This is a genomic window from Sporosarcina jeotgali, from assembly GCF_033304595.1.
Lineage (GTDB): Bacteria > Bacillota > Bacilli > Bacillales_A > Planococcaceae > Sporosarcina > Sporosarcina jeotgali.
Genome location: NZ_CP116341.1, coordinates 2900462 through 2924497, shown reverse-complemented (window position 1 = coordinate 2924497; position 24036 = coordinate 2900462). Strand labels below are relative to the sequence as shown.

Sequence of the window (24036 nt, the reverse complement as noted above, 5' to 3'; positions counted from 1 at the left end):
ATGGTATAACAGGGCCGGCAAGTCAGCGACTAGACAAGAGGGAGGTAGGCTCCTTGGTAGATGTTAATAATTTTGAGTATATGAAAATAGGGCTAGCTTCTCCTGATAAGATCCGATCTTGGTCTTATGGTGAGGTAAAGAAGCCTGAAACAATCAATTATCGTACATTGAAGCCTGAAAAAGATGGGTTGTTCTGTGAACGTATTTTCGGACCTACAAAGGACTGGGAATGTCATTGCGGTAAGTATAAGCGTGTTCGTTACAAAGGTGTCGTTTGTGATCGCTGCGGCGTAGAAGTCACACGTCAGAAAGTTCGCCGTGAACGTATGGGCCACATCGAACTTGCAGCGCCAGTAACACACATTTGGTACTTCAAAGGGATTCCTAGCCGAATGGGACTTATCCTGGATATGACTCCACGCGCACTTGAAGAAGTAATTTACTTTGCATCTTACGTAGTAGTTGATCCAGCGGATACGCCACTTGAGCGCAAACAGCTGCTTTCTGAAAAAGAGTATCGGTTGTACCGCGAAAAGTACGGTTCCAAGTTCCAAGCACTTATGGGTGCTGAAGCTATTGAACAACTTCTATCTGCTATAGATTTGGATAAGGAAACAGAGAGCTTGAAAGAAGAGCTCAAGACAGTTCAAGGACAGCGCCGTACACGTGCGATCCGTCGTTTGGAAGTTGTGGAATCATTCCGTAACTCTGGAAATCATCCTGAATGGATGGTTCTTGAAGTACTTCCTGTTGTTCCTCCAGAACTGCGTCCGATGGTTCAATTAGATGGCGGCCGTTTTGCGACTTCCGATTTGAATGACCTGTATCGTCGAGTTATTAACCGGAACAACCGTCTGAAGCGTCTATTGGATCTTGGTGCGCCGGGAATCATCGTTCAAAACGAGAAACGTATGCTTCAAGAAGCTGTTGATGCTCTCGTGGACAACGGCCGTCGCGGACGTCCTGTAACTGGACCGGGTAACCGCCCGTTGAAATCACTTTCTCACATGTTGAAAGGTAAGCAAGGGCGTTTCCGTCAGAACTTACTTGGTAAACGTGTTGACTACTCGGGTCGTTCAGTTATCGTCGTAGGACCTAACTTGAAAATGTATCAGTGCGGGCTTCCTAAAGAAATGGCGATTGAGTTATTCAAGCCATTTGTTATGAAAGAACTCGTTGAACGCGGTCTTGCGCACAATATTAAGAGCGCGAAACGTAAAATCGAGCGATTGCATTCGGAAGTATGGGATGTTCTTGAAGAAGTCATCCGGGAGCATCCAGTTCTCTTGAACCGTGCCCCTACGCTTCACCGTCTAGGTATTCAGGCGTTCGAACCCATGCTTGTTGAAGGTCGCGCTATTCAGCTTCACCCACTTGTATGTACAGCATATAATGCTGACTTCGATGGTGACCAAATGGCTGTACACGTACCTTTATCAGCAGAAGCGCAAGCGGAAGCGCGTCTTCTAATGCTTGCTGCACAGAACATCTTGAATCCTAAGGATGGTAAGCCGGTTGTAACTCCTTCACAGGATATGGTACTTGGTAACTATTACTTAACTCTTGAACGTCCAGGTGTTGTTGGAGAAGGTAAAACGTTCAGTAATATGAACGAAGCATTGATTGCGTATCAAAACGGACATGTGCATTTGCACTCCCGTATTGCGATTGCGGCAAGCTCTCTCAAGAACCCTACGTTTACAGAAGAACAGAATAGCCAATTGTTAATTACGACAGTAGGTAAAGTAATCTTTAACGAGATTCTTCCTGAGTCATTCCCTTATATTAACGAGCCGTCAATGAACAATCTTCAAATTGAAACACCTGCTAAATACTTTGTGCCAGGCACAACGGATATTCCTAAGTACATCCAAGCCGCAGAAGTCGTGTCACCATTCAAGAAGGCGATCCTTGGTGAAATCATTGCTGAGATCTTCCGTAGATTCCACATTACTGAAACTTCAAAAATGCTTGACCGCATGAAAAACCTTGGATTCAAATACTCGACACGTGCAGGAATTACGATTGGTATCGCTGATATCGTGGTACTTCCGGATAAGCATGAAATCTTGCAAGAGGCACAAGCGAAAGTAGATAAAGTGACACAGCAGTTCCGTCGCGGTCTGATTACAGACGAAGAACGTTACGATCGTGTTATTTCTTACTGGAGCCATGCAAAAGATGTCATCCAGGGCAAGCTGATGGACTCTTTGGAAAACACAAATCCAATCTTCATGATGAGTGACTCTGGAGCCCGTGGTAACGCGTCTAACTTTACACAGCTCGCAGGTATGCGCGGACTGATGGCCAACCCGGCAGGACGTATCATTGAATTGCCGATCAAGTCATCATTCCGTGAAGGACTTACAGTTCTCGAATATTTCATCTCCACTCACGGTGCGCGTAAAGGACTTGCTGATACAGCCCTTAAAACTGCTGACTCAGGGTACCTTACACGTCGTCTCGTTGATGTTGCGCAAGATGTCATTGTTCGTGAAGACGACTGTGGCACAGACCGCGGACTTGAAATTTCAGCCCTTACTGAAGGCGTTGAAATGATTGAACCGCTAGATGAGCGTATTGAAGGCCGTCACGCTAAGAAGAAAGTGCTTCATCCTGAAACGGGAGAAGTCTTAGTAGAGAAAAACCAGCTTATTACAGCGGATATCGCTCAGGCGATCATCGGTGCAGGTATTACGACTATGTCGATTCGTTCGGCGTTCACTTGTAATACAAAACACGGTGTTTGTAAGAAATGTTACGGCATTAACCTGGCTACTGGAGAAGCGGTTGAAGTTGGAGAAGCAGTTGGTATTATTGCGGCTCAGTCAATCGGGGAACCAGGAACACAGCTTACAATGCGTACATTCCACACAGGCGGTGTAGCAGGAGACGACATTACACAAGGTCTTCCGCGTATCCAGGAGATTTTCGAATCTCGTAACCCTAAAGGTCAAGCTGTTATTTCACAAATCAAAGGTATCGTTACAGATATCGATGAGATCCGTGAAGGACAGAAAGAAATGACGATTAAAGGTGACGTGGAGACACGTAAATACCTTGCTCCATATAATGGTCGTTTGAAAGTTGAGGTAGGAGATGAGATTGAACGCGGTCAAGCATTGACTGAAGGTTCGATTGATCCAAAAGAATTGATTGTTGTAAAAGACGTTTCAACTGTTCAAGAATACCTTCTGAAAGAAGTGCAGAAAGTATACCGGATGCAGGGTGTTGAAATTGGGGATAAGCACGTTGAAGTGATGGTTCGTCAGATGATGCGTAAAGTCCGCGTCATTGAAGCGGGCGACACAGACTTGCTTCCAGGCTCACTGCTCGACATCCATCAGTTTGCGGATGCCAACGGAAAAGTTCTTAAAGCCAACAAACTTCCAGCGACAGCGCGTCCTGTAATCCTTGGTATTACAAAAGCGTCGCTAGAAACAGAATCATTCCTATCTGCTGCATCGTTCCAGGAAACAACACGTGTATTGACGGATGCTGCCATCAAAGGTAAAACAGATGATCTTCTCGGCTTGAAAGAGAATGTTATCATCGGTAAGCTCATTCCAGCAGGAACGGGCATGCAGCGTTATCGCGGAATTGAAATGGATCGCGACGAAGTAGAAGAGGATGCAGTACCAGCAGAGTAATAAAACTAAAACGGGAGGAAGTTCTCCTTCCGTTTTTCTTTTTACTGTTGACATGCAGTCTTGCAGATGGTACTATACAAAAGGTTGATAGTTGAATGTCTGTACTTTGGAGGATGTCCTTATGTCTTATGATAAAGTCATTCAGGCAAAGAAGCTGATCATCGGTACAAAGCAAGCAGTGAAAACGATTCGTCTGAATAAGGCGCATGAAGTCTTCATTGCACAAGATGCAGAAGAGCGGGTAACCACTCCTGTAATTGAAGAAGCAGCTCGTCAAGGAGTTCCATTATCATATGTTGATTCTCGGGATGAACTTGGAAAAGCATGTGGCATTCAAGTAGCTGCATCAGTGGTCGTCATCACTGATTAACGGTTTTTGCGCAAAAAATGTGCAAAGCCTTTGTTTTTACCCAAAAAATGAACCACCTGGATGTGTGGTCTTAAAAAGAAGTTGGAAGGAGGAAAAACCGATGCCTACAATTAACCAATTGGTCCGCAAACCTCGCCAGTCGAATACTAGCGGTTCAAAAGCCCCGGCACTTGGAAAAACGTATAACAGTTTCAAAAAGTCAATGACGAATGTCAACTCGCCACAAAAACGAGGTGTCTGCACACGTGTGGGCACAATGACTCCGAAGAAGCCAAACTCGGCTCTTCGTAAATATGCTCGTGTTCGTTTGACAAACACATTGGAAGTTAACGCTTATATCCCTGGTGAAGGTCACAACCTTCAAGAGCACAGTGTTGTTCTAATCCGTGGAGGTAAAGTAAAAGACTTACCGGGTGTACGTTACCACATCGTACGTGGAGCACTTGATACTGCTGGTGTAACTGGCCGTATGCAAAGCCGTTCACACTACGGTGCGAAAAAACCAAAAGAGAAAAAATAATAAATCAGCAACTATTTTGAAAGGAGGAACACACCATGCCTCGTAAAGGTCCAGTAGCAAAACGTGACGTTTTGCCAGATCCGATTTATAATTCGAAGCTTGTCAGCCGCCTCATCAACAAAATGATGGTAGACGGTAAGAAAGGTACTTCTCAGAAAATTTTATACGGTGCGTTCGAACTTGTTAAAGAACGTTCTGGAAATGATCCGATTGAAGTATTTGAAGCAGCACTAAACAATGTAATGCCAGTTCTTGAAGTTCGCGCACGCCGTGTAGGTGGAGCTAACTATCAAGTACCAGTTGAAGTTCGTCCAGAGCGACGCACGACTCTTGGTCTTCGTTACCTTGTGAACTATTCACGTACTCGCGGTGAAAAGACAATGGAAGAACGTCTTGCGAACGAAATTCTTGACGCATCAAACAACACAGGCGCATCTGTTAAGCGTCGTGAAGAAATGCACAAGATGGCAGAAGCGAACAAAGCATTCGCTCACTACCGCTGGTAAAATCCACTCGTTCATCAATTCGTTATTCCTATATGGAGGGAGCAATACAAAATGGGTAGAGAGTTCTCCTTAGAGAATACTCGTAACATTGGTATCATGGCTCACATCGATGCTGGTAAAACAACAACGACTGAGCGGATCCTTTATTACACAGGTCGTATCCACAAAATCGGAGAAACGCACGAAGGTGCGTCTCAGATGGACTGGATGGAGCAGGAGCAAGAGCGTGGAATCACGATCACTTCAGCTGCGACAACAGCAAGTTGGAAAGGCCACCGTGTTAACATCATCGATACTCCAGGACACGTAGACTTCACAGTTGAAGTTGAACGTTCACTTCGTGTACTTGATGGTGCTGTAACGGTTCTTGATGCACAATCTGGTGTTGAGCCACAGACAGAAACAGTTTGGCGTCAAGCGACAACATACGGCGTTCCACGTCTCGTATTTGTCAACAAAATGGACAAAACTGGAGCTGACTTCCTTTATTCGGTTGGCACACTCCAAGAGCGTCTTCAAGCGAATGCACACCCAATCCAATTACCAATTGGTGCGGAAGATGACTTCGAAGCAATCATCGACCTAGTCGAAATGAAAGCTAACTTCTATCCAGATGATACTGGTATGAATGTTGAAGTCGGAGAAATTCCTGAAGAATACCGCGCGGAAGCAGAAAAAGCTCGCGAGCGTTTGGTTGAAGCTATTGTAGATTTCGATGAAGTTCTCATGGAAAAATACCTTGGCGGAGAAGAACTCTCAGTCGAAGAACTTAAAAATGCAATCCGTAAAGCAACATTGGCTGTAGAATTCTACCCAGTTGTTTGTGGTACTGCTTTCAAAAACAAAGGAGTTCAACTTGTACTAGATGCTGTCATCGACTACTTGCCAGCTCCAACTGATCTACCGCCAATGATGGGGATCAACCCTGAAACTGAACAAGAAGAAGAGCGTAAAGCTAGCGATGAAGCACCATTCTCAGCACTTGCGTTCAAAGTTATGACTGACCCTTATGTCGGTAAACTTACATTCTTCCGTGTTTACTCAGGTGTCTTGCAGTCGGGTTCTTATATCAAGAACTCTTCTAAAGACAAGCGTGAACGTGTAGGTCGTATCCTGCAAATGCACGCTAACCACCGTGAAGAAATTTCCGAAGTTCACGCAGGAGAAATTGCTGCTGCTGTTGGACTAAAAGATACAGGAACTGGCGATACGCTTTGTGACGACAAAGCTATGATCATTCTTGAATCTATGGAATTCCCTGAGCCGGTTATCTCTGTTGCGATCGAGCCGAAAACAAAGGCTGACCAAGACAAAATGGGACAAGCTCTAGGTAAACTTCAAGAAGAAGATCCAACGTTCCGTGCACACACTGACCAGGAAACTGGTGAAGTCATTATCGCAGGTATGGGTGAGCTCCACTTGGATATCATCGTTGACCGTCTGCGCCGTGAATTCAAAGTGGAAGCAAACGTTGGTGCTCCTCAAGTATCGTATCGTGAAACGTTCCGCAAAGGCGCTGAAGTCGAAGGTAAATTCGTACGTCAGTCTGGTGGACGCGGACAATTCGGACACGTTTGGATCGAATTCGAACCAAACGAAGAGGGCGCAGGATTTGAATTCAAGAACAACATCGTTGGTGGTGTAGTTCCTCGTGAATACATTCCAGCAATCGAAGCAGGTGTGCGTGACTCCCTTAATAACGGTGTTCTTGCAGGTTATCCTTTGATCGACATTAAGGCTCGTCTATTCGACGGTTCTTACCATGATGTTGACTCAAACGAAATGGCCTTCAAAATCGCAGCATCTATGGCTTTGAAAAATGCAGTATCTAAATGTGATCCAGTTCTTCTCGAGCCAACAATGAAAGTTGAAGTCATCATCCCAGATGAATACATGGGAGATATTATGGGTGACATCACTTCTCGTCGCGGTCGCGTAGAAGGAATGGACGCACGCGGTAATGCACAAGTCGTTCGTGCTATGGTTCCTTTGGCAGAAATGTTCGGTTATGCGACATCTCTCCGTTCGAACACACAAGGACGCGGCGTCTTCTCAATGACTTTCGACCACTACGAAGAAGTGCCGAAATCAGTTGCTGAAGAAGTCATTAAGAAAAATAAAGGCCAATAATTGAAATTTGGCTTTCAATCAAGTATAACTACCTTGTAAGCTATGGAATCGGAGGTCGCGCGGCCTTCGTTCCATATCTATAAAACTAAAATCATACTCAATTTAGAGGAGGAACTCCAAAATGGCTAAAGAAAAATTCGATCGGTCCAAAACACACGCAAACGTTGGAACAATTGGTCACGTTGACCACGGTAAAACAACTTTGACTGCTGCAATCGCAACAGTACTTGCAAAAAAAGGCGGCGGTGAAGCACGTTCATACGCTGACGTTGATAACGCACCAGAAGAAAAAGAACGCGGTATCACAATCAATACTTCACACGTTGAATACGAAACAGCAACTCGTCACTACGCACACGTAGACTGCCCAGGACACGCCGACTATGTTAAAAACATGATCACAGGCGCTGCTCAAATGGACGGCGGAATCCTTGTTGTTTCTGCAGCTGACGGCCCAATGCCACAAACTCGTGAGCACATCCTTCTTTCACGTCAAGTTGGTGTACCTTACCTAGTAGTCTTCATGAACAAATGTGACATGGTAGACGACGAAGAGCTTCTTGAGCTTGTTGAAATGGAAATTCGTGATCTTCTTTCTGAATACGACTTCCCTGGCGATGACATTCCTGTTATCAAAGGTTCAGCACTTAAAGCACTTGAAGGCGAAGAAGCATGGGAAGAAAAAATTGTTGAGCTTATGGACGCAGTTGATAGCTACATCCCAACTCCAGAGCGCGACACTGACAAGCCATTCATGATGCCTGTTGAGGACGTATTCTCAATCACAGGACGTGGTACAGTTGCTACTGGACGCGTTGAGCGTGGAGTAGTTAAAGTCGGCGATACTGTTGACATCATTGGTTTGACTGAAGAGCCTAAAGCTACTACTGTAACAGGTGTAGAAATGTTCCGTAAACTTCTTGACTATGCAGAAGCTGGCGACAACATCGGAGCATTGCTTCGTGGTGTAGCACGTGAAGACATCGAGCGTGGACAAGTACTTGCTAAGCCAGGTACTATCACGCCGCACACAAACTTCAAATCTGAAGTTTATGTTCTATCAAAAGAAGAAGGTGGACGTCACACTCCATTCTTCTCAAACTACCGCCCACAGTTCTACTTCCGTACAACTGACGTAACTGGAATCATCTCTCTTCCAGAAGGCGTAGAAATGGTTATGCCTGGCGATAACGTTGAAATGACTATCGAACTGATCTCTCCAATCGCGATTGAAGAAGGTACTAAATTCTCAATCCGTGAAGGTGGACGTACAGTTGGAGCTGGCGTTGTAGCTACAATCGTTAAGTAATACCTTTAAACCCGCCCTTGTGGCGGGTTTTTTTATGTCTTTTAATTGCCAGGTCGGCCAAGCGTCCTGTGAATCTTTAGGAATGAATATAAACGTGTAGTAGCGGTCGTGAACTCTGGAGATCGCTCATAACCATGTGAAAGTGATCATAAACTCGGAGAACCGCTCATAAACGTGAAGAAGTGATCATAAACTCGGAGAACCGCTCATAAACGTGAAGAAGTAATCATAACCTCGGAGAACCGCTCATAAGCGTGAAGAAGTGATCATAAACTCGGAGAACCGCTCATAAACGTGAAGAAGTGATCATAACCTCGGAGAACCGCTCATAACCGTGTAGAAATGATCATAACCACGGAGAACCGCTCATAAGCGTGAAGAAGTGATCATAACCTCGGAGAACCGCTCATAACCGTGAAGAAGTGATCATAAACGCAGAGAACCGCTCATAAGCGTGTGAAAATGATCATAACCTCGGAGAACCGCTCATAACCCGAAAGAACCGCTCATAACCGTGTAGAAATGATCATAACCCCGAAGAACCGCTCATAACCATATAGAAATGATCATAACCCCAAAGAAACCTCGTAATTATATGATTCAACTGCTATCCCTGCCGCTGCTGCAAAGTCCGCTCAATTCTAATCCAACAAACAAAACCAAGATGAATTTGTCTGCTTTGTTTCACAAACCCATTAACTGCAGCGGAATGACATTCGCTAAGAATCACCCCCGCTAAGCAAAGATTGATTCCCTGACTCTGCATTTTGTTCATAGACTCTATACAACTAATCACAAACTCCGCAAAAAAACATTCCAGTGCAGTAGAAACCTATATCAAATTAATTTACACAAAGTACAACCCGGCGAAAAATCCACCCCGGCAAAACACCACTCCACTTAAAATATAAAGAGCACAAAAACAGAATATCAAAATTAAATTCTTTTATTTCCGAACCTAGTTCCTGAAACATCACTCAAAAATAATCCAAAAAACTTGCAAACATTCACCACAAATTAGTTGCATCTATCTCCAATTCGTTCTATACTATAAAAGTTGTTAAAGAATATCGCTAAACCTATTGCGACATTCTTTTTTTATGTGTATAATGTTTAGTGTTGGTCTTTGACTGCGATGAAGCGAGAGGTTACCGACACACCCGGCCGCTTTGCCATGGCATGTGTGTGGGAAAATTTTCGTGGAGAATGTCTAGAAAATAGGCGAGAGGGAGGGAAAATAATGGCAAAACAAAAGATTCGTATCCGTTTGAAAGCTTATGATCACCGCGTGCTTGATCAGTCAGCTGAAAAGATTGTTGAAACTGCAAAGCGTTCCGGAGCTAGTGTCTCAGGTCCGATTCCATTGCCGACAGAACGTTCGGTGTACACAATTCTTCGTGCGGTCCACAAATACAAGGACTCACGTGAGCAATTCGAAATGCGTACTCACAAGCGTCTGATCGATATCGTCAATCCGACACCACAAACTGTTGATGCATTGATGAAGCTTGACTTACCATCAGGCGTTGACATTGAAATCAAACTTTAATGGCAAACTATAAAACTAAAAACAAATTAACCAGGAGGTGTGACAAATGACCAAAGGAATCTTAGGAAGAAAAGTCGGTATGACGCAAATCTTTGCTGAAAACGGCGATCTAATCCCTGTAACTGTAATTGCAGCTGCTCCAAACGTGGTTCTTCAAAAGAAGACAATCGAAACAGACGGCTATGAAGCAATTCAGCTTGGATTCGAAGACAAACGTGAAAAGCTTTCAAACAAACCAGAAATGGGACATACTGCGAAAGCTGAAACAACACCTAAGCGCTTCATTCGCGAATTCCGCGGAGTCGACGTAGCTGGGTACGAAGTTGGTCAGGAAGTCAAAGTCGATACATTCGCAGAAGGCGAAATCATCGATATCACAGGAGTATCAAAAGGTAAAGGTTTCCAAGGTGTAATTAAGCGCCACGGTTTCTCACGTGGACCAATGAGCCACGGATCTCGACACCACCGTTCAACAGGTTCAATCGGTTCGGTTGATGCTCAACGTGTATTCAAAGGTAAAAAAATGCCAGGCCGTATGGGTGGCAAAACAGTTACAATCCAAAACCTTGAAGTTGTACGAGTTGACACAGAGCGCAACTTGTTGCTAGTAAAAGGTAACGTTCCAGGATCACGCAAATCACTAGTAGTAGTGAAAAGCGCGATTAAAGGGAACTAATTAACGAAGGAAGGAGGAAACACTAATGCCAAAAGTATCCGTAGTGAATCAAACAGGATCTGCAGCAGGCGAAATCGAATTGAGTGAACTTGTATTCGGAATTGAGCCGAATGAAGCAGTCCTATTCGAAGCATTGGTTCAACAACGCGCGTCATTGCGTCAAGGGAACCATAAAGTAAAAACACGCGCTGAAGTAGCTGGCGGTGGTCGCAAACCATGGCGTCAAAAAGGAACAGGTCGTGCTCGTCAGGGCTCAATCAGATCTCCACAATGGCGTGGAGGCGGTATCGTATTCGGACCAACACCTCGTAGCTATAGCTACAAGATGCCGAAAAAAGTCCGTCGTCTTGCACTTCGTTCTGCTTTGTCTTCAAAAGTACGTGACGAAGAAATGGTCGTATTAGAAGCGTTAGCTTTCGATGCACCAAAAACAAAAGAATTCACAAAAGTGCTGAAAGACTTGTCAATCAGCAAAAAAGCATTATTCGTAACAGCTGACCTTGATGAAACAGTAGCTTTGTCTGCTCGTAACATCCCTGGCATCAGCGTAGTTACAGCTAACGGTATTAACGTTTTAGATTTAGTTGGTCACGATCAGCTAATCTTAACTAAAGATGCTGTCAAAAAAATCGAGGAGGTGCTTGGTTAATGGAAGCACGTGATGTATTGAAGCGTCCGGTCATTACCGAGCGATCTTCTGAAGCAATGGAATTCAACAAGTACACTTTCGAAGTCGACACTCGTGCTAACAAAACGCACATCAAACAAGCTGTCGAAGAAATCTTCGGAGTAACAGTGGAAAAAGTGAACGTCCAGAACTACAAAGGTAAATTCAAGCGCATGGGTAAACATGCTGGTTATACTAATAAGCGCCGTAAAGCGATTGTTACACTAACAGCTGATTCTAAAGATATCGAATTATTCGAGATCTAATTACAATAAACGAAGGAGGGAACACAAATGGCGATTAAGAAATACAAACCTACCTCCAACGGACGCCGTAACATGACGACTTCTGATTTCGCGGAAATCACTGCTAGCAAACCAGAAAAATCTTTGCTTCAGCCAGTCAAACGTAAAGGCGGCCGTAACAACCAAGGTAGGATTACAGTTCGTCACCAAGGTGGCGGTCACAAGCGCCAATACCGTGTCATCGACTTCCAACGTCGGAAAGATGGCATACCAGGACGCGTTGCTACGATCGAATACGATCCAAACCGTTCTGCTAACATCGCATTGATTAACTATGCTGATGGAGAAAAACGTTACATCCTAGCTCCTAAAGGATTGACAGTTGGAATGACAATTATGTCAGGACCTGAAGCGGATATCCGCGTAGGGAACGCACTTCCACTTGAAAACATCCCAATGGGTTCTACAATCCACAACATCGAGATGAAGCCTGGTAAAGGCGGACAATTAGTTCGTTCAGCTGGTACATCTGCACAATTGCTCGGTCGTGAAGGCAAGTATGTCATCATCCGTTTGCAATCTGGTGAAGTTCGCATGATCTTGTCAGTTTGCCGCGCTACAATCGGTCAAGTTGGTAACGAGCAGCACGAACTCATCAACATCGGTAAAGCAGGACGTTCACGCTGGATGGGTAAACGCCCAACTGTACGTGGATCTGTCATGAACCCGAACGATCACCCACACGGTGGTGGTGAAGGACGTACTCCAATCGGTCGTCCAAGCCCAGTTACACCTTGGGGCAAGCCAACTCTTGGTTACAAAACTCGTTCTAAGAGAAACAAATCCGACAAACTTATCGTTCGTCGTCGCAAAAAATAATGTGATTGCACTGCGGTTCAATGATTGGGCCGTAGTACGAACACAAAGGGAGGTAACGAAATGGGCCGCAGCTTGAAAAAAGGACCTTTCGCAGATGATCATTTGCTTAAAAAGGTTGATGCTCAAAAAGATGCACAAAAGAAACAAGTCATTAAGACTTGGTCACGCCGCTCTACAGTATTCCCATCCTTCATCGGATTGACAATCGCTGTATACGACGGACGCAAACACGTACCTGTCTACATCACTGAAGACATGGTCGGTCACAAACTAGGTGAGTTCGCACCTACCCGTACTTACAGAGGCCACGGTGCCGATGATAAGAAAACGAAACGCTAATTGAGAGGAGGAATTTCTGATGCAACAAGCTAAAGCATCTGCGCAAACAGTCCGTATTGCTCCTCGTAAAGTCCGATTAGTCGTTGATCTTATCCGGGGCAAGAAAATCGGTGAAGCTGTAGCGATTCTACGTTTGACGCCGAAAGCGGCATCACCAGTCGTAGAAAAAGTATTGAATTCAGCTATCGCAAACGCTGAGCACAACTACGAAATGGATCTAGAGAACCTAATTGTTAGCGAAGTATTCGTTGATGAAGGTCCTACTATGAAACGTTTCCGTCCACGTGCACAAGGCCGTGCGAGCGCAATCAACAAACGCACAAGCCACATCACTGTAGTGGTATCTGAAAAGAAGGAGGGATAATTCGTGGGTCAAAAAGTACATCCTAACGGTCTGCGGGTCGGTATAATTCGTGACTGGGATTCGAAATGGTATGCAGAAAAAGACTATGCGACTCTCTTGCACGAAGACCTTAAAATCCGCAAATATATCGAAACACGTCTAGCAGATGCATCAGTTTCTAAAGTAGAAATCGAACGCGCTGCGAAAAAAGTAAACATTACAATTCACACTGCTAAGCCTGGTATGGTTATCGGTAAAGGTGGTACTGAAGTCGAAGCACTTCGTAAATCACTAAACGATATCTCTGGCAAGCGTGTACACATTAACATCGTTGAAATTAAGCGTGCTGATCTTGACGCGAAATTGGTTGCAGAATCAATCGCACGTCAACTAGAAAGCCGCGTTTCATTCCGCCGTGCACAAAAACAGGCGATCCAACGCACAATCCGTTCTGGAGCAAAGGGTATCAAAACTCAAGTATCCGGACGTCTTGGTGGAGCCGACATCGCACGTGCAGAACATTACAGCGAAGGAACTGTTCCACTTCATACACTTCGTGCAGATATCGATTATGCACATGCTGAAGCCGATACAACATACGGTAAACTTGGAGTTAAAGTATGGATCTATCGTGGAGAAGTCCTTCCAGTGAAGAAGAACTCTGGGGAAGGAGGCAACTAATCATGTTAGTACCAAAGCGAGTAAAACATCGTCGTGTATTCCGCGGCAAAATGCGCGGACAGACAAAAGGCGGCGCAACGGTTCAATTCGGTGAGTTCGGCCTTCAGTCTCTTGAGGCTGCATGGATTACGAATCGTCAAATCGAATCAGCACGTATTGCAATGACACGTTACATGAAACGTGGCGGTAAAGTTTGGATCAATATTTTCCCACACAAATCGTATACTAAGAAGCCTCTCGAAGTTCGAATGGGTTCTGGTAAAGGTGCTGTTGAGGGATGGGTAGCAGTAGTAAAACCTGGCCGAGTTATGTTTGAAATCGCAGGCGTCTCTGAAGAAGTCGCTCGTGAAGCACTCCGCCTTGCACAACACAAACTTCCTGTTAAGTGTAAGTTTGTAAAACGTGAAGAAATTGGTGGTGAATCTAATGAAAGCTAATGAAATCCGTGACTTGACAACTGCAGAGATCGAGCAAAAAGTGAAATCACTGAAAGAAGAGCTTTTCAACCTTCGCTTCCAGTTAGCGACAGGACAATTAGAAAACACTGCACGCATCCGTGAAGTACGCAAATCGATTGCGCGCATGAAGACAGTAATACGTCAAAGAGAAATCAGTGCAAATAACTGATGAAGGAGGTTGCACCCATGACTGAGCGTAACCAACGCAAAGTATACACAGGCCGTGTTGTATCCGACAAAATGGACAAAACGGTAACGGTAATGGTAGAAACACACAAAAAGCATTCTTTGTATGGCAAGCGTGTAAAGTATTCTAAGAAATATAAAGCACATGATGAAATGAACGAAGCTAAGATTGGCGATGTAGTCCGTATCATGGAAACTCGTCCGTTGTCAGCTACAAAGCGTTTCCGCCTTCTTGAAGTAGTCGAAAAAGCGGTCATCATCTAATAACGTTCGGAACACAGTATCCGAGGGGAGGTAACCAAATTGATTCAACAGGAATCCCGCATGAAAGTCGCAGATAACTCTGGCGCACGTGAAGTGCTTACAATTAAAGTTCTTGGCGGTTCAGGCCGTAAAGTTGCAAACATCGGCGACGTAGTCGTTGTTACAGTTAAGAAAGCAACACCAGGTGGCGTTGTTAAGAAGGGTGAAGTCGTTAAAGCGGTTATCGTTCGTACTAAGAGCGGTATGCGTCGTAAAGACGGATCTTATATCTCATTCGACGAGAATGCTTGTGTCATCATTAAAGACGACAAGAGCCCTCGTGGAACACGTATTTTCGGACCAGTTGCACGCGAATTACGCGACAGCAACTTCATGAAAATCATTTCTCTTGCTCCAGAAGTACTTTAATTACAGAGCAGTGCCAATCAAGGAGGTGCAACAGAATGCACATTAAAAAAGGCGATAAAGTAAAAGTTATCTCTGGGAAAGACAAAGGAAAGACAGGTGTCATCCTTTCAGTTTTCCCGAACAAAGAACGAATCCTCGTTGAAGGCGTGAACATCGTCAAAAAGCATACAAAGCCGAACCAAGCGAATCCGCAAGGTGGTATTGTAAGCCTTGAAGCTGCAATTCACGTTTCTAACGTAATGTTTGTTGATCCTAAGTCTGGCGAACCAACACGTATCGGTTACAAGTTCGAAGAAAAAACCGAGGGCGATAAGACATTCCGTATTAAGTCCCGTGTTGCGAAGAAGTCTGGCGAAGTTATCGATGAAATTAGCAAAAAAGAACTCAAAAAATAACTCTCTAAGAAGGGAGGTTCTTCTGAATGAGCCGATTAAAGGATAAATATCAAAAAGAAATTACTCCTGCTCTAATGAGCAAGTTCAACTATACATCTGTAATGCAAGTACCGAAAGTTGATAAGATCGTTATCAACATGGGTGTTGGCGACGCGGTTCAAAACACAAAAGCACTTGATGCTGCTGTTGAAGACTTGACAATTATTTCAGGTCAGAAACCAGTCGTAACTAAAGCGAAGAAATCTATCGCTGGATTCCGTCTTCGTGAAGGAATGCCTATCGGAACAAAAGTTACTCTACGTGGAGAACGCATGTATGAGTTCCTGGACAAATTGATCGCTGTATCACTTCCACGTGTACGTGACTTCCGTGGCGTATCGAATAAATCATTCGACGGACGCGGAAACTACACACTTGGTGTGAAAGAGCAACTTATTTTCCCGGAAATTGACTTCGATAAAGTGTCTAAAGTACGCGGAATGGATATCGTCATCGTTACGACTGCCAACTCAGACGAGGAAGCTCGTGAGTTGCTAGCGCAGTGCGGCATGCCGTTCCAAAAGTAAACATAAGGGAGGCGTAAAACGTGGCTAAAAAATCAATGATCGCAAAACAGAAACGTACGCCAAAGTTCCAAGTTCAAGAATATACACGTTGTGAGCGCTGTGGGCGTCCGCACTCAGTATATCGGAAGTTTAAACTTTGCCGTATTTGTTTCCGCGAACTCGCATACAAAGGACAAATTCCTGGCGTTAAAAAAGCAAGCTGGTAAACCCTATTTTGGGAAGGAGGTTAATGTAATGACAATGAGTGATCCGATCGCAGATATGCTTACTCGCATCCGTAACGCCAACATGGTGCGTCACGAGAAGCTTGAAGTACCTGCTTCAAACCTTAAAAAAGAGATCGCAGAAATCCTCAAACGTGAAGGTTTCGTCCGCGACGTAGAATATGTGGAAGACAGCAAACAAGGCATCATCCGCATTTTCCTCAAATATGGTAAAAACGAAGAACGCGTAATCACTGGACTCAAGCGTATTTCTAAGCCTGGTCTTCGTGTTTATGCTAAATCAACAGAAGTACCAAGAGTGTTGAACGGACTAGGTATCGCCCTTGTTTCAACATCTAATGGTGTTTTGACTGATAAAGAAGCTCGTGCTAAACAAGTTGGCGGAGAAGTCGTCGCTTACGTTTGGTAATCTGTAACAATTGAATGGAGGTGCAAACAAATGTCCCGAATTGGTAAACGTCCAATTGAGGTGCCTGAAAACGTAACAGTTACAATCGATGAGAATAACTTCGTTACTGTTAAAGGACCGAAAGGCGAACTTACAAATACATTTATTAAAGACATAAAGATCGAACAAGAAGGTAACGTGATCACATTGACACGTCCATCTGAATCGAAAGAACACCGTTCGATGCACGGTACGACACGTTCGCTTTTAGCGAACATGATCACTGGTGTATCAGCTGGTTTCGAGCGTGCGCTTGAACTAGTTGGTGTTGGATATCGTGCTCAAATGCAAGGTAAGAAACTTGTATTGAACGTCGGTTATTCACAGCCGGTTGAATTCACACCGGAAGAGGGCATTGAAGTTGAAGTGCCTGCTAACACAAAAATTATCGTTCGCGGTACTAACAAAGAACGCGTTGGTGCTCTTGCTTCTAACATCCGCAAAGTACGCCCGCCTGAGCCGTATAAAGGTAAAGGTATTAAGTACGAAGGCGAAGTTGTTCGACGCAAAGAAGGTAAAACAGGTAAATAATGCCGCATAGGCATCCGGAAGGAGTGACCTCGAGTGATCACAAAACAAGATAAGAATGCTACCCGCAGAAAGCGGCATGCACGTGTCCGTACAAAGATCAACGGTACTGCTGAGCGTCCTCGCTTGAACGTATATCGTTCAAACAAACACATCTATGCACAACTTATTGATGATGCAAACGGTGTAACACTTGCTAGCGCATCTACAATGGATAAAGAATTCTCAACGGATTCTTCTTCTAATGCAGACGCTGCTGTTAAAGTGGGCGAGATGATTGCGAAAAAAGGTGCAGAAAAGAATGTCAAAGTTGTCGTATTCGACCGCGGAGGCTATTTGTACCACGGCCGCGTCAAAGCACTAGCTGACGCTGCACGTGAAAATGGACTTGAATTTTAATTAAGAAGGAGGGACATATTCCATGCGTCGTAATGAACAAAACAAAAGTGAATTCGAAGAGCGCGTAGTTACCATCAACCGCGTAGCTAAAGTTGTAAAAGGCGGACGTCGTTTCCGTTTTACTGCTCTAGTCGTTGTTGGTGATAAAAACGGCCGCGTTGGTTTCGGTACTGGAAAAGCACAAGAAGTTCCAGATGCAATCCGTAAAGCAATCGAAGATGCGAAGAAAAACCTTATCGAAGTACCTATGGTCAAAGGCACAACGCCTCACCAGATCATCGGACATTTCGGAGCAGGCAACATTCTCATCAAACCGGCTGCACCAGGTACAGGAGTTATCGCCGGCGGACCAGTCCGTGCGGTACTTGAACTTGCAGGAATCACGGATATCCTTTCTAAATCACTAGGTTCTAACACACCAATCAATATGGTTCGTGCTACAATCCAGGGATTGACGAATTTGAAGCGTGCTGAAGATGTAGCACAGCTGCGTGGTAAATCCGTAGAAGAACTGTTAGGTTAAGGGGGGAAACACAATGGCAAATAAACTTGAGATCACCCTTACTAAAAGCGTGATTGGCGCTAAGCCAGCACAACGTAAAACAGTTGAAGCTCTTGGGCTTCGCAAAATGAACCAAACGGTTGAGCACCAAGATAATGTCGCTATTCGCGGCATGATCAACAAAGTCAGCCATTTGGTTACTGTAAACGAACAATAATTAGTTATTCTTGAATAAGGAGGTGCCGAAAGATGAAATTACACGAAATGAAACCTGCAGAAGGTGCTCGTAAAGAACGCAAACGTGTTGGTCGCGGTATGGGATCTGGATCAGGTAAAACGTCTGGTAGAGGTCACAATGGTCAAAACTCACGTTCAGGCGGCGGTGTACGTCTTGGATTCGAAGGTGGACAACTTCCACTATTCCAACGTCTGCCTAAGCGCGGATTTACGAACATTAATCGTAAAGAATATGCCATCGTAAACCTTGAAACGTTAAATCGTTTTGATGAAGGCACAGAAGTAACACCAGAATTGTTGATTGAAACAGGAATCGTGAGCAATGAAAAATCCGGTATTAAGATTCTTGGTAATGGGACTCTTGAGAAGAAGATTACTGTCAGAGCTCATAAATTCTCTGCTTCTGCTAAAGAAGCGATCGAGAAAGCGGGCGGGCAAGTCGAGGTGGTTTAATGTTTCAGACAATCTCAAACTTCATGCGAGTAAAAGAGATACGGTCTAAAATAATTTTCACACTGCTATTGCTCATCGTATTCCGTCTCGGAACGTTTATAACGGTACCGAACGTGGATGCGACTGCGCTCCAGCAATCGGACAATCAATTCATTGGATTTTTGAACATTTTTGGTGGAGGAGCACTTTCTAAGTTCTCAATCTTCGCCATGGGAATCATGCCGTACATCACAGCGTCAATCATCGTGCAGCTTTTGCAGATGGACGTCGTGCCGAAGTTTGCAGAGTGGGCGAAACAAGGGGATGTCGGAAGACGGAAGCTTGCACAATTCACTCGCTACTTCACCATGATTCTTGCGTTTATCCAAGCGATCGCAATGTCATTTGGATTTAACCAAATGTTCCAAGGAAGACTTGTTGAAGATAATGGAGTTTCGACATATATTGTCATTGCTCTTGTGTTAACAGCAGGTACCGCTTTCCTTCTCTGGCTGGGTGAGCAGATTACAGCGAAAGGTGTCGGTAATGGTATTTCAATCATTATCTTCGCCGGAATCGTTGCTGCTATTCCAAATGCAGTCAACCAATTGTATGTATCACAGATCCAAGATGCAGGGGATGCTTTGTTCATCCGTATTGCAATGATGGCTCTGTTACTGGTTGCAGTAATTGCAATTACAGTTGGCGTGATTTACTTCCAGGAAGCATTGCGTAAAATTCCGATTCAATATGCAAAACGGGTGACGGGTCGCGGGCAGACTTCTGCCGGACAACAAACGCACCTCCCATTGAAACTGAACGCTGCAGGGGTTATCCCAGTCATTTTTGCGGTTGCGTTCTTTACAACGCCGCAATTACTTGGCACGTTCTTCAGTGACAACAGTACTGTTGCAGCTGTTACACGAGTGCTCAACTACTCGCATCCAGCCGGCATGGCACTGTATATCGGTCTGATCGTTGCCTTCACGTACTTCTATGCATTTGTTCAGGTTAATCCTGAGAATGTTGCAGATAACTTGAAGAAACAAGGGGCTTATATCCCCGGGATTCGTCCTGGTCAGAATACACAGGACTATTTGACAAGCACGCTTTATCGACTCACATTTGTTGGATCGATATTCCTTGCTGCCGTCGCAGTTCTGCCGATTATTATTATTGAAATTGCAAATCTGCCGCAGTCCGCTCAAATCGGTGGTACCAGCTTGCTGATCGTTGTCGGGGTTGCCCTTGAAACGATGAAGCAGCTTGAATCACAATTGGTTAAGCGTCACTACAAAGGATTTATGAAATAAATTTAAGTGAAGACTTTCTCCACTTGAATATCGATGGAGGGCAAGGCGTATGAACATCGTATTAATGGGTCTGCCTGGTGCCGGTAAAGGAACTCAGGCCGACAAAATTGTCGAAAAGTACGGAATCCCTCATATTTCTACAGGCGATATGTTCCGTGCTGCGATTCAAGAAGGCACGGAACTTGGAGTCAAAGCTAAATCGTATATGGATCAGGGCGCACTTGTTCCTGATGAAGTTACGATCGGTATTGTCAGTGAGCGTCTTCGCAAACCTGACTGTGATAACGGTTTTCTATTAGATGGTTTCCCGCGTACTGTTCCTCAAGCGGAAGCGCTTGACGGCATACTCGAAGGAATGTCTAGGAAAATCGAACATGCACTCAATATCCAGGTAGACAAAGAACTCCTTGTTGCTCGGCTGACGGGTCGCCGGATCTGTAAAGTTTGCGGAACGTCTTACCACCTCGAATTCAACCCGCCAAAGGTTGAAGGCGTATGTGATAAAGACGGAGGCGAACTCTATCAAAGAGCTGATGACAATCCGGAAACTGTCACAAACCGTCTGGAAGTAAATATGAAACAATCTGCACCGCTGCTGTCGTTTTACGATGGAAAAGGCGTGCTGACAAACATTGATGGTCAACAAGACATTAATGACGTATTTCACGACGTGGATGCTGTGTTAACAACTCAGGTTCACTAAGCCTTTCCGAAGCATGCAGACGTCAGGGCATCACGTCCGGCAGCGTTCTGCTGTACGGAAGGAGCAATTGATTAGATTGAGCTGCAAAAGCAGTTGATGCTAAGTGGAAATTGGTAACAGTCGGCAGGTAAACGCTCGGTACTTCACGCATGCATTTTGTGGCTCTTCGGAGTATAATGTGTTGTTGTGAGTGGGTTTGTTGTCTTAGGACAGACAGATCAGAAGCGCACTGTCGGTGATGTTTGATCCGATTTGAAGTTCCAAACAACATTTCGGGACCGGCAAACTGGCATGAATTGTGATTTGCGTCTTTTCGAACATCACTCGCGCATACCGGACATATGTTGAAGGAGCTTGTAAAGCGACTGATGCCGCTCGGAAGGTGAGGGCCTTTATAGGATATAGAAGGGAGACTGAGCTGATGGCGAAAGATGACGTAATCGAAATTGAAGGTACTGTAATAGATACGTTGCCGAATGCGATGTTCAAAGTGGAATTGGAAAACGGACATACTGTGCTTGCACATGTATCCGGTAAAATCCGTATGCACTTCATCCGCATTTTGCCTGGTGATAAAGTGACAATCGAATTGTCGCCTTATGACTTAACACGTGGTCGCATCACATACCGTTTCAAATAAAATTTTGCAACTCCGGACTAATGAAGGAGGTTGGGTAAGATGAAAGTAAGACCATCTGTAAAACCGATCTGCGAAAAATGCAAAGTTATTCGCAGACGCGGCCGAGTAATGGTAATCTGTGAAAATCCAAAGCACAAACAGCGTCAAGGATAATATAAAGGAGGTGCGCAACCTATATGGCACGTATTGCTGGTGTAGACGTACCGCGCGATAAGCGCGTTGTAATTTCATTGACTTACATCTACGGAATTGGGAAAACGACAGCACAGAAAGTTCTTGCTGCAGCTGACGTTTCAGAAGAGACACGCGTTCGTGATTTAACTGATGCGGAACTCGACAAAATCCGTGAACAACTAGATGCATTGAAAGTAGAAGGGGATCTTCGCCGTGAAACTTCTCTTAACATCAAACGTTTGATGGAAATCGGAAGCTTCCGTGGAATCCGTCACCGTCGTGGATTGCCCGTACGCGGACAAAACACAAAAAACAATGCACGTACACGTAAAGGTCCTAAGCGGACTGTAGCAAACAAAAAGAAATAATAGGTAAAGGAGGTATTTTCGAACATGGCACGTAAACAACAAACTCGTAAACGTCGTGTAAAAAAGAATATTGAATCCGGTATTGCACATATCCGCTCGACGTTCAACAATACAATCGTAACGATTACTGACACTCACGGAAACGCACTTTCATGGTCTAGTGCTGGTGCACTTGGTTTCCGCGGATCACGTAAATCGACTCCTTTTGCGGCTCAAATGGCTGCAGAAACAGCTGCAAAGTCTTCAATGGAACACGGTCTTAAAACTTTGGAAGTTACTGTTAAAGGTCCTGGTGCTGGTCGTGAAGCTGCGATTCGTTCACTGCAAGCTGCTGGTCTTGAGGTCACAGCAATCCGTGACGTAACGCCTGTTCCGCACAACGGATGCCGTCCTCCAAAACGTCGTCGTGTTTAATGGTTTCTATTCCAATTGATTGAGAAACACAATTTTTGGTAAGAATGAATTGTGCGATTGCATTTTGCTGTCTATAAAAATCGATTTCAATAAGGAACGACCCACACAGACGTTTTGAAGGAGGGTAAATGAATGATCGAGATTGAGAAACCGAAGATTGAAACCGTTATGGTTGCTGATGATTCCATGTTTGGTAAGTTTGTTATCGAACCATTGGAACGAGGGTATGGAAATACTTTAGGGAATTCATTACGCCGCGTCTTGTTGTCTTCTCTGCCTGGAGCTGCCGTAACATCGATTCAAATCGATGGCGTTCTTCATGAGTTCTCAACAGTCGAGGGTGTCGTAGAAGACGTAGCGACTATTATTCTAAACGTGAAACAATTAGCACTTAAAATCTATTCGGATGACGAAAAAGTTATTGAAATAGATGTTAAGGGCGAAGGGAAGGTAACTGCTGCTGACATTACTCATGATAGTGATGTTGAAGTATTGAATCCGGATCTTCATATTGCGACACTTGGGAAAAACGGTCACCTCCGCATGCGCATGTATGCAGTACGAGGAAGAGGCTATGCTCCTTCGGTACAAAACAAACGTGATGACCTTGCGATTGGTGTAATTCCAATCGATTCTATCTACACACCTGTATCTCGTGTAAACTTCCAAGTTGAAAATACTCGGGTTGGTCAAAGCACGAACTTTGATAAGTTAACACTGGATGTTTGGACAGATGGTAGTATTGGTCCTAAAGAATCTGTTTCATTGGGTGCTAAAATCCTTACGGAACATTTAAATATTTTTGTCGGCATGACAGATGAAGCCCAAACTGCAGAAATCATGGTAGAAAAAGAAGAAGACCAAAAAGAAAAAGTTCTTGAGATGACTATCGAAGAATTAGATCTTTCTGTTCGTTCTTACAACTGCTTGAAGCGTGCAGGCATCAATACCGTTATGGAACTTGCTAACAAGTCCGAGGACGAAATGATGAAAGTGCGAAATCTTGGCCGAAAGTCACTTGAAGAAGTAAAGCTGAAGTTGGAAGAGTTGAATCTAGGATTACGCTCTGAAGATTGAAAGCAGAATTAGATTGAAGGAGGGAATCTTCTATGGGTTACAGAAAACTTGGACGCACAAGTTCACAACGTAAAGCGATGCTGCGGGACCTGGCAACAGACCTAATCATCCACGAACGCATCCAAACAACGGAAGCACGTGCGAAAGAGCTTCGTTCAGTTGTTGAAAAAATGATCACACTTGGTAAGCGTGGGGACTTGCATGCACGCCGTCAGGTAGCTGAATTCATCCGCCGTGAAGTAATTCTTGGCACTGATGATGAAGGTAAAGAAACAAAGACATTTGCCATTCAGAAATTGTTTGACGATGTTGCACCGCGCTATGCAGAACGCCAGGGCGGATACACACGAATCATGAAGATGGGACCGCGCCGTGGAGACGGAGCACCTGTTGTAGTCATCGAACTCGTGTAAGGAACTTGGGGGTGTGACTGGCG

35 protein-coding genes are annotated in these 24036 nt (G+C 44.5%); all 35 read left to right on the top strand.

The annotated features are described in order from the left end of the window. Positions 1–53 precede the first annotated feature (53 nt). The 35 genes from rpoC to rplQ all read left to right on the top strand — a co-directional run bounded on the left by rpoC (position 54) and on the right by rplQ (position 24013). Positions 54–3650 (top strand): DNA-directed RNA polymerase subunit beta', encoded by a 3597-nt coding sequence (gene rpoC / locus PGH26_RS14800; RefSeq protein ID WP_323691778.1) that lies wholly within the window; start codon positions 54–56, stop codon positions 3648–3650. Positions 3651–3771: 121 nt separating this feature from the next. Further along, complete coding sequence (locus tag PGH26_RS14795; protein ID WP_323691777.1) at positions 3772–4020, top strand: ribosomal L7Ae/L30e/S12e/Gadd45 family protein; 249 nt, start codon at positions 3772–3774, stop codon at positions 4018–4020. Positions 4021–4120: 100 nt separating this feature from the next. Continuing rightward, on the top strand, positions 4121–4540 hold the full coding sequence (gene rpsL / locus PGH26_RS14790; protein ID WP_025782821.1) for a 30S ribosomal protein S12: 420 nt from the start codon (positions 4121–4123) through the stop codon (positions 4538–4540). A gap of 35 nt (positions 4541–4575) precedes the next feature. Then, complete coding sequence (gene rpsG / locus PGH26_RS14785) at positions 4576–5046, top strand: 30S ribosomal protein S7 (protein ID WP_025782820.1); 471 nt, start codon at positions 4576–4578, stop codon at positions 5044–5046. Positions 5047–5097: 51 nt separating this feature from the next. Then, on the top strand, positions 5098–7176 hold the full coding sequence (fusA, locus tag PGH26_RS14780; RefSeq protein WP_323691776.1) for an elongation factor G: 2079 nt from the start codon (positions 5098–5100) through the stop codon (positions 7174–7176). Positions 7177–7297: 121 nt separating this feature from the next. After that, complete coding sequence (tuf, locus tag PGH26_RS14775; protein WP_039043316.1) at positions 7298–8485, top strand: elongation factor Tu; 1188 nt, start codon at positions 7298–7300, stop codon at positions 8483–8485. 1240 nt (positions 8486–9725) lie between these two features. Next, a complete protein-coding gene (rpsJ, locus tag PGH26_RS14770) occupies positions 9726–10034 on the top strand; it encodes a 30S ribosomal protein S10 (RefSeq protein WP_025783865.1) in 309 nt (102 codons plus the stop codon). A 46-nt stretch (positions 10035–10080) separates the two neighbouring features. Further along, positions 10081–10710: a 50S ribosomal protein L3 gene (gene rplC / locus PGH26_RS14765; RefSeq protein WP_323691775.1), complete on the top strand. Its 630-nt coding sequence runs from the start codon at positions 10081–10083 to the stop codon at positions 10708–10710. Between the two features lie 25 nt (positions 10711–10735). Further along, complete coding sequence (rplD, locus tag PGH26_RS14760; RefSeq protein WP_323691774.1) at positions 10736–11359, top strand: 50S ribosomal protein L4; 624 nt, start codon at positions 10736–10738, stop codon at positions 11357–11359. Then, positions 11359–11643 carry a 50S ribosomal protein L23 gene (rplW, locus tag PGH26_RS14755; protein WP_191688676.1) on the top strand — a complete coding sequence of 95 codons (285 nt, stop codon included), beginning with the start codon at positions 11359–11361 and terminating at the stop codon, positions 11641–11643. The genes rplD and rplW overlap by 1 nt, the downstream gene beginning before the upstream one ends. A gap of 27 nt (positions 11644–11670) precedes the next feature. Then, positions 11671–12501 (top strand): 50S ribosomal protein L2, encoded by an 831-nt coding sequence (gene rplB, locus PGH26_RS14750; RefSeq protein ID WP_323691773.1) that lies wholly within the window; start codon positions 11671–11673, stop codon positions 12499–12501. A 60-nt stretch (positions 12502–12561) separates the two neighbouring features. Continuing rightward, positions 12562–12840: a 30S ribosomal protein S19 gene (rpsS, locus tag PGH26_RS14745; protein WP_191688675.1), complete on the top strand. Its 279-nt coding sequence runs from the start codon at positions 12562–12564 to the stop codon at positions 12838–12840. A gap of 19 nt (positions 12841–12859) precedes the next feature. After that, entirely contained in the window at positions 12860–13204 is a 345-nt protein-coding gene (rplV, locus tag PGH26_RS14740) for a 50S ribosomal protein L22 (protein ID WP_323691772.1), read from the top strand. A 3-nt stretch (positions 13205–13207) separates the two neighbouring features. Then, positions 13208–13864, top strand: a complete 657-nt coding sequence (rpsC, locus tag PGH26_RS14735) for a 30S ribosomal protein S3 (protein ID WP_323691771.1) — start codon at positions 13208–13210, stop codon at positions 13862–13864. Positions 13865–13866: 2 nt separating this feature from the next. Further along, positions 13867–14301 (top strand): 50S ribosomal protein L16, encoded by a 435-nt coding sequence (gene rplP / locus PGH26_RS14730; RefSeq protein WP_323691770.1) that lies wholly within the window; start codon positions 13867–13869, stop codon positions 14299–14301. Then, positions 14291–14491 carry a 50S ribosomal protein L29 gene (rpmC, locus tag PGH26_RS14725; RefSeq protein ID WP_025783856.1) on the top strand — a complete coding sequence of 67 codons (201 nt, stop codon included), beginning with the start codon at positions 14291–14293 and terminating at the stop codon, positions 14489–14491. The genes rplP and rpmC overlap by 11 nt, the downstream gene beginning before the upstream one ends. 17 nt (positions 14492–14508) lie before the next feature. After that, complete coding sequence (gene rpsQ / locus PGH26_RS14720; RefSeq protein ID WP_025783855.1) at positions 14509–14772, top strand: 30S ribosomal protein S17; 264 nt, start codon at positions 14509–14511, stop codon at positions 14770–14772. 39 nt (positions 14773–14811) lie between these two features. Then, a complete protein-coding gene (rplN, locus tag PGH26_RS14715) occupies positions 14812–15180 on the top strand; it encodes a 50S ribosomal protein L14 (protein WP_039043309.1) in 369 nt (122 codons plus the stop codon). 35 nt (positions 15181–15215) lie between these two features. After that, a complete protein-coding gene (rplX, locus tag PGH26_RS14710; RefSeq protein WP_323691769.1) occupies positions 15216–15575 on the top strand; it encodes a 50S ribosomal protein L24 in 360 nt (119 codons plus the stop codon). 26 nt (positions 15576–15601) lie between these two features. After that, complete coding sequence (rplE, locus tag PGH26_RS14705; protein WP_025783852.1) at positions 15602–16141, top strand: 50S ribosomal protein L5; 540 nt, start codon at positions 15602–15604, stop codon at positions 16139–16141. Positions 16142–16161: 20 nt separating this feature from the next. Further along, positions 16162–16347 (top strand): 30S ribosomal protein S14, encoded by a 186-nt coding sequence (rpsN, locus tag PGH26_RS14700; RefSeq protein ID WP_025783851.1) that lies wholly within the window; start codon positions 16162–16164, stop codon positions 16345–16347. 28 nt (positions 16348–16375) lie between these two features. Then, the gene (gene rpsH, locus PGH26_RS14695; RefSeq protein ID WP_025783850.1) at positions 16376–16774 is read left to right on the top strand and encodes a 30S ribosomal protein S8; all 399 of its coding nucleotides are present in this window, start codon (positions 16376–16378) and stop codon (positions 16772–16774) included. Between the two features lie 30 nt (positions 16775–16804). Then, positions 16805–17344 carry a 50S ribosomal protein L6 gene (gene rplF / locus PGH26_RS14690; RefSeq protein WP_323691768.1) on the top strand — a complete coding sequence of 180 codons (540 nt, stop codon included), beginning with the start codon at positions 16805–16807 and terminating at the stop codon, positions 17342–17344. 33 nt (positions 17345–17377) lie between these two features. Beyond that, positions 17378–17740, top strand: a complete 363-nt coding sequence (gene rplR / locus PGH26_RS14685; RefSeq protein WP_039043306.1) for a 50S ribosomal protein L18 — start codon at positions 17378–17380, stop codon at positions 17738–17740. Between the two features lie 22 nt (positions 17741–17762). Continuing rightward, positions 17763–18263 (top strand): 30S ribosomal protein S5, encoded by a 501-nt coding sequence (gene rpsE, locus PGH26_RS14680; protein ID WP_191688669.1) that lies wholly within the window; start codon positions 17763–17765, stop codon positions 18261–18263. Between the two features lie 13 nt (positions 18264–18276). Then, entirely contained in the window at positions 18277–18459 is a 183-nt protein-coding gene (rpmD, locus tag PGH26_RS14675) for a 50S ribosomal protein L30 (protein ID WP_039043304.1), read from the top strand. A 32-nt stretch (positions 18460–18491) separates the two neighbouring features. Then, complete coding sequence (gene rplO / locus PGH26_RS14670) at positions 18492–18932, top strand: 50S ribosomal protein L15 (protein ID WP_025783845.1); 441 nt, start codon at positions 18492–18494, stop codon at positions 18930–18932. Beyond that, positions 18932–20224, top strand: a complete 1293-nt coding sequence (gene secY / locus PGH26_RS14665) for a preprotein translocase subunit SecY (RefSeq protein ID WP_323691767.1) — start codon at positions 18932–18934, stop codon at positions 20222–20224. Before rplO ends, secY begins: the two co-directional genes overlap by 1 nt. A 49-nt stretch (positions 20225–20273) precedes the next feature. Continuing rightward, entirely contained in the window at positions 20274–20927 is a 654-nt protein-coding gene (locus PGH26_RS14660) for an adenylate kinase (protein ID WP_323691766.1), read from the top strand. Positions 20928–21348: 421 nt separating this feature from the next. Then, positions 21349–21567, top strand: a complete 219-nt coding sequence (gene infA / locus PGH26_RS14655) for a translation initiation factor IF-1 (protein ID WP_025783842.1) — start codon at positions 21349–21351, stop codon at positions 21565–21567. A 39-nt stretch (positions 21568–21606) separates the two neighbouring features. Further along, positions 21607–21720, top strand: a complete 114-nt coding sequence (rpmJ, locus tag PGH26_RS14650) for a 50S ribosomal protein L36 (protein WP_076758849.1) — start codon at positions 21607–21609, stop codon at positions 21718–21720. A 23-nt stretch (positions 21721–21743) separates the two neighbouring features. After that, positions 21744–22109, top strand: coding sequence for a 30S ribosomal protein S13 (rpsM, locus tag PGH26_RS14645; RefSeq protein WP_039043301.1), 366 nt, complete (start codon positions 21744–21746; stop codon positions 22107–22109). Positions 22110–22133: 24 nt separating this feature from the next. Continuing rightward, positions 22134–22523, top strand: coding sequence for a 30S ribosomal protein S11 (rpsK, locus tag PGH26_RS14640; protein ID WP_025783840.1), 390 nt, complete (start codon positions 22134–22136; stop codon positions 22521–22523). A gap of 132 nt (positions 22524–22655) precedes the next feature. Continuing rightward, positions 22656–23600: a DNA-directed RNA polymerase subunit alpha gene (locus tag PGH26_RS14635; protein WP_323691765.1), complete on the top strand. Its 945-nt coding sequence runs from the start codon at positions 22656–22658 to the stop codon at positions 23598–23600. Between the two features lie 32 nt (positions 23601–23632). Further along, positions 23633–24013 carry a 50S ribosomal protein L17 gene (rplQ, locus tag PGH26_RS14630; RefSeq protein ID WP_025783838.1) on the top strand — a complete coding sequence of 127 codons (381 nt, stop codon included), beginning with the start codon at positions 23633–23635 and terminating at the stop codon, positions 24011–24013. Positions 24014–24036 lie beyond the last annotated feature (23 nt).

Coding starts and splice junctions, on each gene's coding strand:
- tuf (WP_039043316.1), top strand. CDS start 7,298: ATGGCTAAAGAAAAATTCGATCGGTCCAAAACACACGCAAACGTTGGA.
- rplQ (WP_025783838.1), top strand. CDS start 23,633: ATGGGTTACAGAAAACTTGGACGCACAAGTTCACAACGTAAAGCGATG.
- PGH26_RS14660 (WP_323691766.1), top strand. CDS start 20,274: ATGAACATCGTATTAATGGGTCTGCCTGGTGCCGGTAAAGGAACTCAG.
- secY (WP_323691767.1), top strand. CDS start 18,932: ATGTTTCAGACAATCTCAAACTTCATGCGAGTAAAAGAGATACGGTCT.
- rpsH (WP_025783850.1), top strand. CDS start 16,376: ATGACAATGAGTGATCCGATCGCAGATATGCTTACTCGCATCCGTAAC.
- rplO (WP_025783845.1), top strand. CDS start 18,492: ATGAAATTACACGAAATGAAACCTGCAGAAGGTGCTCGTAAAGAACGC.
- rplV (WP_323691772.1), top strand. CDS start 12,860: ATGCAACAAGCTAAAGCATCTGCGCAAACAGTCCGTATTGCTCCTCGT.
- rpsS (WP_191688675.1), top strand. CDS start 12,562: ATGGGCCGCAGCTTGAAAAAAGGACCTTTCGCAGATGATCATTTGCTT.
- fusA (WP_323691776.1), top strand. CDS start 5,098: ATGGGTAGAGAGTTCTCCTTAGAGAATACTCGTAACATTGGTATCATG.
- PGH26_RS14635 (WP_323691765.1), top strand. CDS start 22,656: ATGATCGAGATTGAGAAACCGAAGATTGAAACCGTTATGGTTGCTGAT.
- rplD (WP_323691774.1), top strand. CDS start 10,736: ATGCCAAAAGTATCCGTAGTGAATCAAACAGGATCTGCAGCAGGCGAA.
- rplF (WP_323691768.1), top strand. CDS start 16,805: ATGTCCCGAATTGGTAAACGTCCAATTGAGGTGCCTGAAAACGTAACA.
- rpsM (WP_039043301.1), top strand. CDS start 21,744: ATGGCACGTATTGCTGGTGTAGACGTACCGCGCGATAAGCGCGTTGTA.
- rpsK (WP_025783840.1), top strand. CDS start 22,134: ATGGCACGTAAACAACAAACTCGTAAACGTCGTGTAAAAAAGAATATT.
- rpmC (WP_025783856.1), top strand. CDS start 14,291: ATGAAAGCTAATGAAATCCGTGACTTGACAACTGCAGAGATCGAGCAA.
- rpsJ (WP_025783865.1), top strand. CDS start 9,726: ATGGCAAAACAAAAGATTCGTATCCGTTTGAAAGCTTATGATCACCGC.
- rpmJ (WP_076758849.1), top strand. CDS start 21,607: ATGAAAGTAAGACCATCTGTAAAACCGATCTGCGAAAAATGCAAAGTT.
- PGH26_RS14795 (WP_323691777.1), top strand. CDS start 3,772: ATGTCTTATGATAAAGTCATTCAGGCAAAGAAGCTGATCATCGGTACA.
- rplC (WP_323691775.1), top strand. CDS start 10,081: ATGACCAAAGGAATCTTAGGAAGAAAAGTCGGTATGACGCAAATCTTT.
- rpsE (WP_191688669.1), top strand. CDS start 17,763: ATGCGTCGTAATGAACAAAACAAAAGTGAATTCGAAGAGCGCGTAGTT.
- rplX (WP_323691769.1), top strand. CDS start 15,216: ATGCACATTAAAAAAGGCGATAAAGTAAAAGTTATCTCTGGGAAAGAC.
- rplP (WP_323691770.1), top strand. CDS start 13,867: ATGTTAGTACCAAAGCGAGTAAAACATCGTCGTGTATTCCGCGGCAAA.
- rpsQ (WP_025783855.1), top strand. CDS start 14,509: ATGACTGAGCGTAACCAACGCAAAGTATACACAGGCCGTGTTGTATCC.
- rpmD (WP_039043304.1), top strand. CDS start 18,277: ATGGCAAATAAACTTGAGATCACCCTTACTAAAAGCGTGATTGGCGCT.
- infA (WP_025783842.1), top strand. CDS start 21,349: ATGGCGAAAGATGACGTAATCGAAATTGAAGGTACTGTAATAGATACG.
- rpsL (WP_025782821.1), top strand. CDS start 4,121: ATGCCTACAATTAACCAATTGGTCCGCAAACCTCGCCAGTCGAATACT.
- rpsG (WP_025782820.1), top strand. CDS start 4,576: ATGCCTCGTAAAGGTCCAGTAGCAAAACGTGACGTTTTGCCAGATCCG.
- rplB (WP_323691773.1), top strand. CDS start 11,671: ATGGCGATTAAGAAATACAAACCTACCTCCAACGGACGCCGTAACATG.
- rplW (WP_191688676.1), top strand. CDS start 11,359: ATGGAAGCACGTGATGTATTGAAGCGTCCGGTCATTACCGAGCGATCT.
- rplE (WP_025783852.1), top strand. CDS start 15,602: ATGAGCCGATTAAAGGATAAATATCAAAAAGAAATTACTCCTGCTCTA.